Source organism: Bradyrhizobium sp. UFLA05-108, from assembly GCF_059803455.1.
This window is the reverse complement of record NZ_JBANAZ010000001.1, coordinates 196195-210817: the sequence shown is the minus strand read 5'-3', so window position 1 is coordinate 210817 and position 14623 is coordinate 196195. Positions and strand designations below refer to the sequence as shown.

At 64.7% G+C, this 14623-nt stretch carries 11 protein-coding genes; 3 read left to right on the top strand and 8 right to left on the bottom strand.

The features are described 5' to 3' along the window. Position 1 precedes the first annotated feature (1 nt). From hpxZ to ugpB, 8 genes are all read right to left on the bottom strand, one after another. Positions 2-394: an oxalurate catabolism protein HpxZ gene (gene hpxZ, locus SO140_RS00905; protein WP_449377771.1), complete on the bottom strand. Its 393-nt coding sequence runs from the start codon at positions 392-394 to the stop codon at positions 2-4. Position 395: 1 nt separating this feature from the next. Beyond that, positions 396-1790, bottom strand: coding sequence for an AtzE family amidohydrolase (locus SO140_RS00900; protein ID WP_449377772.1), 1395 nt, complete (start codon positions 1788-1790; stop codon positions 396-398). Positions 1791-1797: 7 nt separating this feature from the next. After that, on the bottom strand, positions 1798-1977 hold the full coding sequence (locus SO140_RS00895; protein WP_449377773.1) for a DUF4089 domain-containing protein: 180 nt from the start codon (positions 1975-1977) through the stop codon (positions 1798-1800). A 19-nt stretch (positions 1978-1996) separates the two neighbouring features. Next, positions 1997-3736 (bottom strand): dipeptide ABC transporter ATP-binding protein, encoded by a 1740-nt coding sequence (locus tag SO140_RS00890; RefSeq protein WP_449377774.1) that lies wholly within the window; start codon positions 3734-3736, stop codon positions 1997-1999. Positions 3737-4023: 287 nt separating this feature from the next. Further along, positions 4024-4923 carry an ABC transporter permease gene (locus SO140_RS00885; RefSeq protein ID WP_449377775.1) on the bottom strand — a complete coding sequence of 300 codons (900 nt, stop codon included), beginning with the start codon at positions 4921-4923 and terminating at the stop codon, positions 4024-4026. A gap of 257 nt (positions 4924-5180) precedes the next feature. Then, positions 5181-6194, bottom strand: coding sequence for an ABC transporter permease (locus SO140_RS00880; RefSeq protein ID WP_449377776.1), 1014 nt, complete (start codon positions 6192-6194; stop codon positions 5181-5183). A 6-nt stretch (positions 6195-6200) separates the two neighbouring features. Then, positions 6201-7823: an ABC transporter substrate-binding protein gene (locus tag SO140_RS00875; RefSeq protein WP_449377777.1), complete on the bottom strand. Its 1623-nt coding sequence runs from the start codon at positions 7821-7823 to the stop codon at positions 6201-6203. A gap of 432 nt (positions 7824-8255) precedes the next feature. After that, the gene (ugpB, locus tag SO140_RS00870) at positions 8256-9599 is read right to left on the bottom strand and encodes a sn-glycerol-3-phosphate ABC transporter substrate-binding protein UgpB (RefSeq protein WP_449377778.1); all 1344 of its coding nucleotides are present in this window, start codon (positions 9597-9599) and stop codon (positions 8256-8258) included. A 215-nt stretch (positions 9600-9814) separates the two neighbouring features. Here ugpB and SO140_RS00865 point away from each other — a divergent pair, with 215 nt between their 5' ends. From SO140_RS00865 to SO140_RS00855, 3 genes are read left to right on the top strand one after another with little or no spacing between them, the layout of a single operon-like run. Continuing rightward, on the top strand, positions 9815-10810 hold the full coding sequence (locus SO140_RS00865) for a TRAP transporter substrate-binding protein (RefSeq protein ID WP_449377779.1): 996 nt from the start codon (positions 9815-9817) through the stop codon (positions 10808-10810). A gap of 6 nt (positions 10811-10816) precedes the next feature. Continuing rightward, positions 10817-12895: a sensor histidine kinase gene (locus tag SO140_RS00860; RefSeq protein ID WP_449377780.1), complete on the top strand. Its 2079-nt coding sequence runs from the start codon at positions 10817-10819 to the stop codon at positions 12893-12895. Then, positions 12865-14613 carry an ATP-binding response regulator gene (locus SO140_RS00855; RefSeq protein WP_449377781.1) on the top strand — a complete coding sequence of 583 codons (1749 nt, stop codon included), beginning with the start codon at positions 12865-12867 and terminating at the stop codon, positions 14611-14613. Before SO140_RS00860 ends, SO140_RS00855 begins: the two co-directional genes overlap by 31 nt. Positions 14614-14623 lie beyond the last annotated feature (10 nt).

The window sequence follows — 14623 nt, the reverse complement described above, 5'->3', positions numbered from 1 at the left end:
ATCAGGTCTCTTTCGGCTCGTCGATGATGCTGACATGGGCGGCGACGACGCGCCAGCCCTCGGGGAAGCGGACCCAGGTCTGCATCTGCCGGCCGACCCGGCCCGGCATGGTGTCGCGATAGAACAGCGTTGAGGCGACCGCCGTATCGCGGCCGTAGCTGGTGATCACGGTTTTCGCGGTACGGCGGTTCAACCCGACCGGCGAGCGCGCGGCGCGAAAGCCGGAGATTGCCTCATAGCCGTAAAGGTTCTCGCCGATGCCATAGCGCAGCGTGCGCGGGTCATCGCGGAACAGCTCGCCGAGCACGGCGACGTCGTTGGTGACCAGCGCTTTCTCGTAGCGTTCGAACGCCGCTGTGACTTCCACGATCACGTCGGGGAGATCGATCTCCATCTCAAATCCCTCTCGGCGACGGCGCAGATACAACGCCCATCCGTTCCAACGCGTGCGCGACGCGCAGCGCAATGTCCTCGCGCCAGGGCGCGGCGATGATCTGCACGCCGATCGGCAACGGCTCGAGCGGCACCGGCACGGCAACCACGGGCAGGCCGATGAAGGAGATCGGCTGGGTGTGGACCCCGATATTGGCGCGCACGGGCAACTCGACGCCATCGAGCTTGAACGTCACCTGCCCGAGCTTTGGCGCCGTGCAGGGTGTCGCCGGCGCGAGCAGCACGTCGACCGATTTGAAGATCTCGGCGAGTTGCGCGCGATACCAGCGGCGGAATTTTTGCGCGCGGTCGACCAGCGTCGCAGGCACCATGGCGCCCGCGATCAGCCGGTCGCGGACCGCGGGATCGAAATCGTTCGGACGCCTGCGCAAGCGATCGAGATGCAGCGATGCCCCCTCGGTCGTGGTGATGACATAGGCGGCCGCGCGGGCCCGCGCGGCCTCGGGAATGTCGATCACTTGCGTCGCGCCGAGCGCCTTGGCCACGCGGCTGACCGCCTCGACAGCTTCAGGAAATACGTTCTTCTGGAAATAGCCGCCGGCGATCGCGATGCGCAGGCCGGAGGTCGGTTCGGACAACAGCGGCATCACCGGCTGGACCGGCCGCATGGTGCAAGCGGCATCGTCGGCATCCGGCCCCTGCATCGCGTCATAGGCGAGCGCAAGATCGGTGACCGAGCGCGCGAACGGGCCGAGATGATCGAGGCTCGCAACGAACGGGAAGGAGCGCGCCCGCGATAGCCGGCCATAGGTCGGCTTCAGGCCAAAGATGCCGCAGAAGGACGACGGCACGCGGATCGAGCCGTTGGTGTCCGAGCCCAGCGCGATCGGCACCAGCGCGCCGCCGACGGCGCTGCCGGAGCCACCGGAGGAACCGCCGCTCATCCGCGTCGTGTCGTGCGGATTGCGCGAGGGGCCGTCATGAACGTTCTCGCCGGTGAAGTCGTAGGCGTACTCGCCCATGTTGAGCGCGCCGACCAGCACGGCGCCGGCCGCTTCCATCCGCTCGATCAGCGTGGCATCGCGCGCGGCGGGTGCGCGGTCGCGGTTGATCTTCGAGCCGGCGCGCGTCGGCAGGCCCGCGACGTCGAACAGGTTCTTCACCGCGAACGGGACACCTGCGAGCGGGCCGACCTTTCTGCCGGCCGCGATGTCGGCATCGATCGCGCGCGCTTTGGCGCGGGCGCGATCGGCAGTGACGTCGGTGAAGGAATTGAGGATCGTGTCATGCTGCTTGATGCGGGCGAGCGCTGCTTCAGTCGCGGCGAGCGCGGACAGTTTGCCGCCTGTCACCGCCCTGGCGATGTCCGCAGCCGTCACTTCAGGAGCTGTCGTCATGGCAGCATCAGGCGGTGAACACGGGCGCCGGCTCGGTCTCGTCCGGCAGCGCGAATTCGTCGACGAGGCGGGCGAGCCGCAGCGACACGTCCAAGTTGGCGCGAATGGCCGGCCTCCAGGCCTCCTCGATCGGCAACGCCAGTGCTTGCGCGACGGCGTCGATATAGTCGTCCAGCGGCTCGGCCATCACGCTCCCAAAAAGGCTCTCAGTGCACCGGCAACGGCGGATGCGGGATCGCCGTCAACAGCTCCTTGGTGTAGTCGTCCTGCGGATCGCCGAGGACTTTTTCGGAAGTCCCCTCTTCGACGATTCGACCCGTCCGCATTACAATGACACGATCGCACAACAGGCGCACTACATTCAAATCATGCGAGACGAACAGGTAGCTCATCCCTAGCCGCGCCTTGAGATCCTGGAGCAGGTTCAGCACCACCGCCTGGACCGAGACGTCGAGCGCCGCTGTGGGTTCGTCCAGGATGACGAGCCTTGGATGCAGCGCAATCGCGCGGGCGATGCCGACGCGGGCCTTCTGTCCCCCCGACAATTGATGCGGGAAGCGATCGAGCAGATCGTGCGGCAGGCCGACCATGGTCGCGAGCTCCTCGCAGCGCGCCCGTAAGCCATCGCGTCCCCTGATGTCGCCAAGTTGCATTAGCGGGTCCGCGATGGCGCGGGCCGCGGTGAAGCGCGGATTGAGGCTGTCGGTCGGGTCCTGGAACACCATCTGGATGCGGCTGCGCAACGGCAGGCGCGCAAAGGCGCTCGGCATGACGCTGCCGATCTCCTCGCCGTCGAACTGGATACGACCGGAGGTTTGGTCCAGGAGCCGCATCACCATCATCGACGTCGTCGATTTGCCGCAGCCGGACTCGCCGACCAGGCCAACGCTCTCGCCATGGCGAATCGAGAAGCTGATGCCGTCGACCGCACGGAACATCTCGGGTTCCACCGGTGGCTTGCGGCCGAACAGTTTTCCGAGCAGGGCGGTCGCGCCCTGGCGCGGGTATTCCTTGACGAGCTTGTCGACGAGGAGGAGGGGCTTGGTTGCGTCGACACTCGCCGGAGCCGGAGCTGCCTCAACAGCCACGGCGCTTGTGACGGCCGGCGCAATCGCCGTCTCGTCGTCAGGCAGCAGATCCCTGAGCGACACGCCGACCCGCGGCGTCGCACGCATCAGCTTGCGCGTGTAGGGGTGCTGCGGGCTCGCGAAGATGTCGGCGGCCTTGGCGGTTTCGACCACCCTGCCCTTCTCCATCACCACGACGCGGTCGCAATAGGCGGCTGCCAATCCCAGATCGTGCGTGATCAGGATCGTCGACATCGCACGCCGCTTGGTCAGCTCGACGATCAGATCCATCACCGCCTTCTGGGTGGTGACGTCGAGACCGGTGGTCGGCTCGTCGGCGATCAGGAGCTGCGGATTGCAGGCGAGCGCGAGCGCGATGACGACGCGCTGGCACATGCCGCCCGAGAGCTCGAACGGATAAGCGTGGTAGCGCTCACGCGGACGGGCGATCTTGACCTGCTCCAGTGCCGCGATCGCCTTTTCGCCGTGACCTGTGACCTGCGCTTGCTGCACATGGGTGCGCAGCACGTCCTCGATCTGATCACCGACCTTGCGGATCGGATTCAGTGCCGCGCGCGGGTTCTGAAAAATCATCGAGACTTCGCGGCCGCGCAGGTCGCGCATCTGGTCTTCGGATGCGGCCTTCACGTCAATGCCGGAGAACATCACCGAGCCCTCGGCGATCTTGCCGGCGCGGTCGAGGATGCGCATCACGGCATATGACGTCACCGACTTGCCCGAGCCGGACTCGCCGACGATCGCCAGCGTCTCGCCCTTGGCGACGGAGATGTTGACGTGCTGCACCGCCTTCACGATGCCGCGGCGGGTGGTGAATTCGACCGTGAGGTCCCGGACGTCGAGCAGCGGCTGGGCGGTCATGAATGCCTCCGCGCGGGGGCGCTGACCAAAAACCTCGAAAACAACCCCATGCACAGTAGAATGACATTGGATTCATTGGAGAATTTTGGTCGGGAATCCGCGTGTGAGGCGGGCAAAGCTGTCTCATTCGCTCCCCCCTTGTGGGGTCCGAGGCGAGCGAAGCTCGCTCTCGAGGGCAGGGAGGGGCGTCGCCACGAATTCTGATCTCGCCCGGGGCTGCCCCCCTCCCCAACCCTCCCCCGCAACGGGGGAGGGAGCACAGCGGTGTACTTGGAAACAGTCATCGTTCACGTCCTCCGCTGCGGGTCGACGATGTCGCGCAGGCCGTCGCCGAGCAGGTTGAAGCAGAACACGGCGAGCATCAGCGCAAGGCCCGGGAACAGCGCGATCCACCACTCACCTGACACCATGAAGCCCGCGCCCTCGGCGACCATGATGCCCCACTCCGCCGTCGGCGGACGCACGCCGAGGCCGATGAAGGACAGGCCGGCGGCATTGAGGATCGCGTAGCCCATGGTCAGCGACATCTGCACGGTCATGATCGGCATGATGTTGGGCAGGATGTGCACCAGGAGGATGCGGAATTCGCCGTTGCCGGAGAGACGCGCCGCCTGCACGAAGCCGGCATTGCGGCGGACGTTCGCTTCGGCGCGCGCGACGCGCGCATAGAGCGGAAAGTTGACGATGGCTGTGGCGAGGATGATGTTCTGCACGGTGTTGCCCAGCGCAGCGACGATACCCATGGCGAGCACGAACAACGGGAAGGCCATGATGGTGTCGGCGATGCGGCCGACGATGCGATCGGTCCAGCCGCCGAAATAACCGGCCGCAATGCCGGCGAGGCCTCCCATCAGAAACACCAGCGCGACGGAGGCGATCGCGATGAACGTATCGAGCCGGGTCGCCACGATGACGCGGCTGAAGATGTCGCGGCCGAGCTGATCGGTGCCGAACCAGTGCGCCATCGACGGTGGCTTTAGCGCGGCAGCAGTATCGGACGCGAGCGGATCGTAGGGCACCACATAGGGACCGAAGATCGCGGCAACGAGGATCAGGATCAGGAGCGCGAAGGCAAAGCCCGTGACCTTGTTCTCGCCAAGGACGTAGCGGGTCTGCTCGAGGATCGCTGATAGTCCCGAGGTCCGGGCGGGCCCCACGGGCTCAACAGCAGGCGCAACGGAACTCATAACCTCACCCCTGGAGCTTTATGACTTTGAGCTGAACCGACGACCCGCCACCTCGCTTCGCCTCTCCCGCTTGCGGGAGAGGTCGCGCTCAACGGGTCGCGCCGAAGGCGCGCCCGATGACAGGCCCCGGCGCGGGTGAGGGCTCTCTCCTCTTGGGGGTTCTCGATTGCGGAGACACCCTCTCCCCAACCCTCCCCCGCAAGCGGGGGAGGGAGCGCACCGTCCTCGCGACGCACCGGACGTAATCTCATGATGCGCTACCCTTCCAGCCGCACGCGTGGATCGATTACCCCGTAGAGAATGTCGATCACGAGATTCAAAAGCACGTACATGACCGCCATGGTCAGCACGAATCCCTGCACCGGCGCGAAGTCCGACGAGATCAGCGCTTCCACCGCATAGGAGCCGATGCCGGGCCACGCGAAGACCTTCTCCACCAGCACGTTGGCGCCCAGCAGGAAGGAGAACACCATGCTCAGCGTGGTGATGACGGGCAGCATCGCGTTGCGGAATGCGTAGGTGACGATCACGGTGCCAGGGGCCAGGCCGCTGGCGCGCGCGGTGCGGACGAATTCGCTAGCGAGCACCGCGAGCATCGAGGCGCGCGTCATTCGCGCGATCGGCGCCAGCGAGAAGATCGCAAGCGTGGTCGCGGGCAGGATGAGTTGACTGAGGGAAGAACGAAAAGCCTCGAAATCGCGCGCGATCAGCGTGTCGATCAGATAGAAGCCGGTGATCGTAGGCGGCGCGCTATAGAACACATCCAGGCGACCGAGCGGCGCCGGCGACCAGCCGAGCTGGAAATAGAAGACATAGACCAGCACGAGGCCGGTGAAGAACACCGGCAGCGACACGCCGGCCGTCGTCGTCACCCGACAGAGATGGTCAATCCATGATCCCGGCCGGGTCGCGGCGAGCACGCCGAGCGGAATGGCGATGGCGATCGAGACGATGAGGCCGAGCAGTGTCAGTTCGGCGGAGGCCGGCAGGCGATTGCGGATCTCGGTCGCAACCGGCTGGCCGGTCGTCAGCGAATTGCCGAAATCACCATGCGCGAGATCATTGGCGTAGTGGAAGAACTGCTCGATCAGCGGCTTGTCGAAGCCGAGCTTCTTGCGGATCTGCTCGACGGCCTCTTTCGTCGCGGCGGGTCCTGCGAAATAGGCGGCGGGATCACCCGGGAGCGCGCGCGTCAGCAGGAAGGTGACGATGACGACGCCGATCAGCGAGGGAATCGCGAACATCAGTCGCTTGCCGATCATGCTCAGCATGACGCCTCACCCCTTCGCCATCGCGCGATAATCGAGCCTGCGGTGGAACCAGTATTGATAGCCGGAGATGTTCTTCTGCATCGCGACGTTGACGAAGGGCTGGTACAGCGGAATGCGCGGCACCTCGGCGTAGGCAAGATCGACGAAACCCTTCACGTCGACATCGTAAGCCGCCTTGTCGCCGCTGGCGGCGGCAGTGCGCGCGCCATCGATGAGCTTGTCCATCTCGGCCGACTTGTAGCTCATGGTGTTGAAGACGGAATTGTTGCCGTGATAGCACCAGTAGAAGAAGTACTCGGGGTAATCGAGCCAGCCCGAGAACACGTTGGTGAAGAGCGGCATCTCCTTCTTGTTCAGCTCGGTGCGCCAGTTGGCGCCGGGCACCTTGTTGATGGTGGTCTTGATGCCGAGTTGCGCGAGGCTCTCCTGCACCAGGACGCAGAGCGGCTCGTTGACCCCTGCGAAGTTGAGATCGAACGAGATCGTCGTCTCGAAGCCGTTGGCGTAGCCGGCTTCTGCGAGCAGCGCCTTCGCCTTCTCCATGTCGGTCGCGTATTTGTGCGGCTGCGGCCAGGCGACCTCCGTCGCCTTGTCGGCGCCCGCACCGAACATGGGATTGCCGAGCCCGAACAGCACGGCGTCCATGATCTTCTGGTACGGCATCGCATAGGCCATCGCCTGCCGAACCTTCACATTGTCGAAGGGCGGCTTGGTCACGTTCATGCCGATGTACTGGATGCCGTTGGAGAATGGCAGCGACACCACGTTGAGCTTGCCGTTCGCCTTCATCTCCTGGAAGTCCTTGAACGGCAGCTCGTAGGAGATGTCGGCGTCGCCGCGCTCGAGCAGCGCCCGGCGATTGCCGGCCTGCGGCACCATGCGCCAGATCACGCGCTTGATCTTCGGCAAGGGGCCGCCGACCCACTCCTCGTTGCGCTCCATGATGACTTCGGTGCCGGCCGTCCACTTCGTCACCTTGTAGGCGCCGGAGCCGGCGGTCTGCTGCTTGGTGTATTCAAGGCCCCAGGGGTCCTTCTCGCTCGCGTTCTTCTTCACGAGCTCCGAATTGACGATGCAGGGCACGATGACGGCGAGATCGGGAATCGTCAGACGGTCTTTCTTCGCGAAATCCACGCGCACGGTGGTATCGTCGACCACGACGAACTGCTCGGGCTTGGTCAGCGAGCCCGCGCTCATCTGGAAGGTCGGAAAGCCGCCAACGCTGACGGCGCGGTCGAGCGACCACTTCACGTCCTTGGCGGTGACCGGTGTGCCGTCGTGGAATTTGGCGTTCTTCTTGAGCTTGAAGGTGACCGACATGTCGTCGATCTTCATGTCGTCGGCGAGCTCGCCCTTGAACTTGTCGCGATCGTAATAGGGCACCCCGCCCGGACCGCTCTTCATCTCGTGGCTGATCAGGCGGTCGTAGCAATTCCAGGACACTTCATAGCCGGGCACGTTGGTGCCGACGCCGTGGATGTCGAGATTGTTGGGCCCGCCTTCGGAGACGATCAGCAACGTCTCGGAGCGCGCATCGGCCTTGGCCTGGGAGATCACATGAGGCGCAGCCGGGAGCACCGTGCCGGCAGCCAATCCAGAGACGGATTTCAGGAAATCGCGACGCTTCATGGCAATGCTCCAACGCGAAAAGGTTTCTGGTTGGAACAGCAGTCGCAAGGTTCGTGCCAAAGCTTAACGAGACGCTAAGATATGGATAACCAACTGATATAACATAGAAATTCGTAAAATTTCGCATTCCGTGGGCTGGTCTATCGCCAATTCGATTGCATACAAAGAACCTGATCAGCCCATTAAATAGGCCGATTCTACCAACGCCTCCGGATTAAGCAGACTAAGTAGAGGATGGGTTTGATTGCCTGGTCGCGGGCTCGCTTCATCTCTGCCGCTAGCGGGGAGGTCGGCGCGAAGCGCCGGGTCGGGGCTCTCTCCACATTGAGAGTCTCGATTGCGGAGAAACCCTCACCCCCAGCCCTCCCCCGCAAGCGGGGGAGGGAGCGCACCGTCCTTATGGCTCGCAAGCAGAATTGGCCAGATCCCTCGTTACCGCTCCGGGCTGGCGCGCTCGAACTGTCGGAGCAGCTTGTTGCCGCGCTCGACGGCCGAATCCAGCGCGGCCTGGGCGCCCTTCTTGCCGGCAAAGGCCTGCTCCAGCTCATCCTCGATGACGCCGCGGATCAGCACGAAGGAGCCGAGGCGGATGCCCTTCGAGTTTTCCGTCGGCGGATGCAGCGTGATCTCCTCGAAGGAGATCGCGCTGCCCGGGTTGCGCTCGTAGAAGCCCTGCGCGCGGGTCAGCTCGAAGGCGGCGCGGGTAATCGGCAGGTAGCCCGTGTTCTGGTGCCAGGCCGCCTGCACGCCCGGCTGCGACAGATAGGCGAAGAACCGCGCCACGCCCTTGTACTCGTTGCGCGGGCGGTCGCGCAGCACCCATAGCGTGGCGCCGCCGATGATCGAGTTCTGCGGCGCGCCCTTCACGTCGGGCCAATACGGCATCATGCCGTAGCCGACATCGAACTTCGAATTGGCCTTGATGTCGGCGCGCGTGCCGGAGGAGCCGATGAAGATGCCGCATTCGCCGTTCTGGAAACGCGGCTCGGCCGATTGGCCGCGGCCGCTATAGTCGAACACCCTGTCCTTCTGCCACTCGGCAAGCTCAGCGACATGGTGCACGACGACCGGGTTGTTGATCCTCAATTCTGCATCCAACCCGGCAAAGCCGTTCGCCCTGGTCGCCAGCGGCAGATCGTGAAACGCCGAGAAATTCTCGACATGAATCCAGGACGGCCACGACGTGGTGAAGCCGCAGGCGGCCCCGCGCTCCCGCAGGCGCTTTGCGGCAGCCGCGAGCTCTGGCCAGGTCTTTGGCGGCGTCTCCGGATCGAGGCCGGCGTCACGGAACATGGTTTTGTTGTAGTAAAGGATCGGCGTCGAGGCGTTGAACGGGAATGACAGCAGATTGCCGGCTGCGTCCGTGTAATAGCCCGAGACGGCCGGAAGATAGGCGTCGGGCGAGAACGGTTCGTTCTGATCCTGCATCAGGCTGAACACCGGGTAGATCGCGCCCTTGGCCGCGGTCATGGTGGCGGTCGCCACCTCGTTGACCTGGACGATCGCCGGCTGGCCGCGCGAGCGGAAGGCGAAGATCGCCGCCGTCACCGTCTCGGTGTAGTTGCCCTTGTAGCTCGGCACGATCCGGTAGTCGGATTGCGAGGCGTTGAAGTCGGAGACGAGCTTGTCCAGTTGCCGGCCGAGCTCGCCGGACATCGCGTGCCAGAGCTGGATGTCGGTCGCGGCGCGGGCCGGCGAGGCCAGGACAATCTGCACCAAGGCGAAGGCCGCTGTGACTGCGACGGTCTGCAAAAGACGCAAGGCTCTAACCACCATCGTTCATCCCGTCTTGCGCGAACAAAAGGCGACGACTTCTGCCCCTGCACCTGCTTAAGGCGAGGCATGGCAGGTTTCAATCGGGAAGAAGAACCGGCCGCGCTGCACAATCGGCCCGTTTGCCGATCGCAGCAGGATAGCCTTCCCCTGACCTTCTGCTAGATTGCATTGAACCTTTTCTTCCCGCCTTAGACTCCATCACTGAGGGGTTGAGTGTGCCAGTGTTGAGCCGTGCCGAACTCTCGCGGACCGGGGTGATTTTCGTCGTGCTCTTGTTCGCGATGTGCGCGACGGGGGCGTTTGCGCGCGAGTTTCGCGCCGCCGACACCCAGGCCGAGGATTACCCGACCGTCCAGGCGCTGCGTTACATGGGCGCCCTGATCGCGGAACGCACTGGCGGCCGGCATGAGGTCAAGGTGTTTCACTCCCGCCAACTCGGCGAGGAGAAGGAGACGATCGAGCAGACAAGGGTCGGCGCGATCGACCTCAACCGGACCAACGTGGCGCTGATCGGCAACTTCGTCCCGTCGATGAATGTGCTCGCCATGCCATTCCTGTTCCGCTCCATCGAGCACATGCAGAAAGTGCTGGACGGGCCGATCGGCCGCGAGATCCTCGGCAGCTTCGAGCCTTTCGGCTTCGTGGGCCTTGCGTTCTACGATTCCGGCGCGCGGTCGATCTACAACGGCGTCCGGCCGGTGAAGAGCTTGGCCGACCTCAGGGGCTTGCGGATCCGCGTGCAGCAGTCGGAGTTGATGTCGGCGATGATCCGCTCGCTCGGCGCCGAGCCGATCGAATTGCCCTATGGGCAGGTGCTCACAGGGCTCGCGACTCATCTGATTGACGGCGCTGAAAACAACTGGCCGTCCTTCGTCACCACGGACCATTACAAATATGCCGGCTATTACACGCTGACCGAACACACGATGAGCCCGGAGGTGCTGGTGATCTCGCTAAAAGCGTGGCGAAGCCTGTCGGCGGAGGACCAGCGGGTCTTCCGCGAGGCCGCGCTGCGCTCCAGCCACTTCATGCGCGAGAAGTGGCGTGACCTGGAGGAGCAGTCACAGCGCAAGGCACAGGCCGCCGGCGTCACCGTGGTCAAGGATATCGACCGCAAGCCGTTCGAGGACGCGATGGCGGGGATCTACGCCAAGGCCGCGCAGGACCCTGCCGCAGCCGAGCTGATCGAACGTATTCGCAAGGTGGAGTGAGGCCTCTTGGCAGCGCTTGGATACAGCGAGCAGAAGGAAAGGCCGCCCGGCCCGGTCGGACGCTTGCGCGCCCGTATCGTCGGCGTGCTGCGCGCCGTCCCGATCCGCTGGCGCATCCTGTCGATCGCTGCGCTGAACTCCGCCGTGGTCGTGGTGCTGGTGGCGATGATCTGGAACGGGGCGCAGGTGCTGGCCTCGGCCTGGGACGATCTGCGCCAGGTGCGCGAGTCCGACAAGATCCTGGCGCTGCTCGAAAGCGAGACCGGGCGCCTGCAAAACCTCATCCACCGCTACATCAACCAGCCGAGCCCGGACCTGTTCGCCGAGATCCTGCTGCTGCGCGAGGCCGTGCTGGGCACGCTGACCAACCGCGCCGCCAAGGACCCGATGCTGTCGGGCTCGGTCGAGGAGCTCGAGCGCACCACCGAGCGCTTCCTCAACGGTTTTGGCGAATTGCGCAGCGTGCAGGCGACCATCGCCAAGACCTATGAGGACCAGGTGCTGGGACCCGCCAAGGACATGGCCGGGCTCTATTCCATCATCGAAGGCGCCACCGGCCATCGCGACGCGCTGATCTGGCCCTCGCTCGGCAAGTCCCGCGAGGCCTTCACCGCCATGCTGGTCGCGGCCAATTCCTACTATCTCTCGCTGGCGTCGGCCTCCGCCGAGGACGCCCGCCGCAACACCGAGACGATCGAGAAGACCATCCCTGTGATGAGGGATCTCGCCGACAACGATCTCCAGCGGATGGCGCTGGAGCGCCTCGCCACCCGCACCTCGGCGCTGCGCGAGGGATTTGCAAACCTCTCCGAGCAGCTCACGAGTCGCACCGAGCTCTTGCGCAACACCATCGACGCGAGCCAGGCGGAGGCGATCGGCGCCATCGACGACCTCTCGACCAAGATGCGCCAGCGCGAGCAGCGGGCGCAGGAGACCTTCGACCGCACGCTGTCGGAGATTTCGCGGCGGGTGCTGTCGATCGCCGTGATCTTCCTCGGCATCATCCTCACCGTCGGCGTGCTCATCGCGCTGTCGATCCGGCTACCCCTGCAACAGATCATGACCGCGATGCGGGCGATCACGATCGGCGATCTCGACCGCGAGGTGCAGGGCATCAAGGCACGCGACGAGGTCGGCGCCATGGCGCGCGCGGTGGAGGTATTCCGCGAGAACGCGATCGCCAAGCGCAAGACCGAGGACGAGTTGCGCGCATCGAAGGAGAAGGCCGAGAGCGCGCTCCTCGAGCTCAACACCGCGCAGCAGAACCTGATCGACGCCGAGCGGCTTGCCGCGCTCGGCGGCCTGGTTGCGGGCGTCGCCCACGAGGTCAACAACCCCATCGGCATCAGCCTCACGGTTGCTTCCAGTTTTGCCCGGCGCAGCGAGATCTTCGAGGCGCAGCTCAAAGGCGATGGCGGCCTGCGCCGCTCGCAGCTGGAGGAATTCGTGCAGTCCTCGCGCGACGCCTCGCAGCAACTCGTCGCCAACCTCACGCGCGCCGGCGAGCTGATCCAGTCGTTCAAGCAGGTCGCGGTCGACCGCTCCCATGCCGAGCGGCGACAGTTCAGCTTGAGCGAGGCCACCGACCAGATCATCGCCAGCTTGCGCCCGGTGCTGAAGCGCTCGCCGATCACGCTCAACGTCGACGTGCCCGAGGGGCTGCTGCTCGACGGCTATCCCGGCTCCTATGGCCAGATCCTGACCAACCTGTTCCTCAACGCCGCCAACCACGCCTTCGCCGACGGCCGCGCCGGCACCATCTCGATCTCGGCACGGCCTCGCGGGTCTGACGACATCGAGATCAGCTTTGCCGACGACGGCGCCGGCATGACGCCGGACGTGCAGCGGCAGGCCTTTGACCCTTTCTTTACCACCCGGCGCAATGAAGGCGGCACGGGTCTCGGCCTCCATATCGTCTATAACCTGGTTACCCAGCAGCTCGGCGGCCGGATGATGCTGGAATCCAAGCTGGGACAAGGCACCACTTTTCGCATTATCATGCCCCGGGTCGCCAAGGGCGGCGCGCAAAGCACAGAGACTGACGGGACTTCTCAATGGCCGAACAGGACGATGTCCTCCACCTGATCGACGACACCGCCACCGCGGCGGAGGATACGACTGCGCGGAAGTGGAAGATCGCCGTCATTGACGACGATCCGGCCGTGCACGACGGCACGCGCTTTGCGCTCTCCGACTACAGCCTGAACGGCCAGGGTCTCGAAATCCTCTCCGCCTATTCGGCGACGGAGGGCCGCAAGCTGATGCGTGAGCACAACGACATCGCCGCCGTGCTGCTCGACGTCATCATGGAGACCGATGTCGCGGGGCTCGAGCTCGTCGAATTCATCCGCAACGAGGTTCGCAACGAGACCGTCCGCATCATCCTGCGCACGGGACAGCCGGGTCAGGCGCCGGAGCGACGCGTCATCGTCCAGTACGACATCAACGACTACAAGGCGAAGACCGAGCTCACCGCCGACAAGCTGTTCACCTCGCTGACTGCGGCGCTGCGCTCCTATCAACAGCTCGAGCGCATGGTGCAGACGAGGCGCGGGCTCGAGATCATCATCGACGCCGCCTCCACCCTCTACGACTTCAAGTCGATGCAGCGGCTCGCCGAGGGCGTGCTGACGCAGCTCGCCTCGCTGCTCAACGTCGACTGCGCCGGTATTTTGGTGCTGCGCGACAACGGCGGTACGGCCGGCGCCGAGCTGTCGGTGCTGGCCGGCTCCGGCTGCTACAGCCGCTTCATCGGCACCACCACGTCGAAAGCGCTCGACCCCGATCTGCGCGCGCTCGTGGAAGCCGCCTTCCAGCGCCGCAAGAACGAGTTCGCCGACCATCGCAGCGTGATCTATCTGCGCACCGGCAGCGGCCGCGAGGTCGTGGTGCTCTTGCAGGCCGAGCGCGAGCTCTCGGAAACCGACCGCTCGCTGGTCGAGATCTTCTCCAGCCGGCTCTCGATCGCCTTCGACAACGTAATCCTTTATCAGCAGCTGCAGGACGCCAATACCCAGCTCGAGGACCGTGTGGCCCAGCGCACCCGGGCCTTGATGCAGGCCAACCGGCGCCTCTCCGCGCAGTGGCTGCGGCTCCAGCGCGCCAACGGCTTCAAGAACGAGATTCTCGGCACCGTCGCTCATGACTTGAAGAATCCGCTCGGTGTCATTCTGGGCCGCACCGAGATGCTGAAGGAGCTAATCACCACGGGCGCCTCGAGCGGCGGCGTCATCGCCCAGGTCGATCACATCCGTGATGCGACCAAACGCCTGACCACGATGGTCGATCACCTGATCTCGGACGCAATGGCAGACGCTTTCGACATCACGATCCGCCGCGAGCCGGTTGACGTCGCATCCCTGGTGCAGGAGGTCGCCGAGGCCAACCAGCCGCTCGCCGTCAACAAGCAGCAGACCATCAGCGTCACCGCCCCCGCCAACATCGTCACCATGTGCGACACCGACCGGATCCGCGAGGCGATCGACAATTTGATCAGCAATGCGATCAAATACAGTCCGATCGGCGGCAAGATCAACGTGACCGTCACGCATGAGGGCAACGACACCGTCATTCGCGTCAACGACGAGGGCGCGGGCCTCTCGCCGGAGGATTTGGGCCGTCTTTTCGGCCGATTCCAGCGACTTTCCGCAAAACCGACCGCGGGCGAGAGCTCGACAGGCCTTGGGCTTTCGATCGTCAAGCGTATTATCGACATGCATGGCGGCGAGGTGACCGCCGCCAGCGGCGGCCCCGGCAAGGGCTCGACCTTCACCATCACTTTACCCGCGACCGAAATGCCATAGTTTGAGTGCC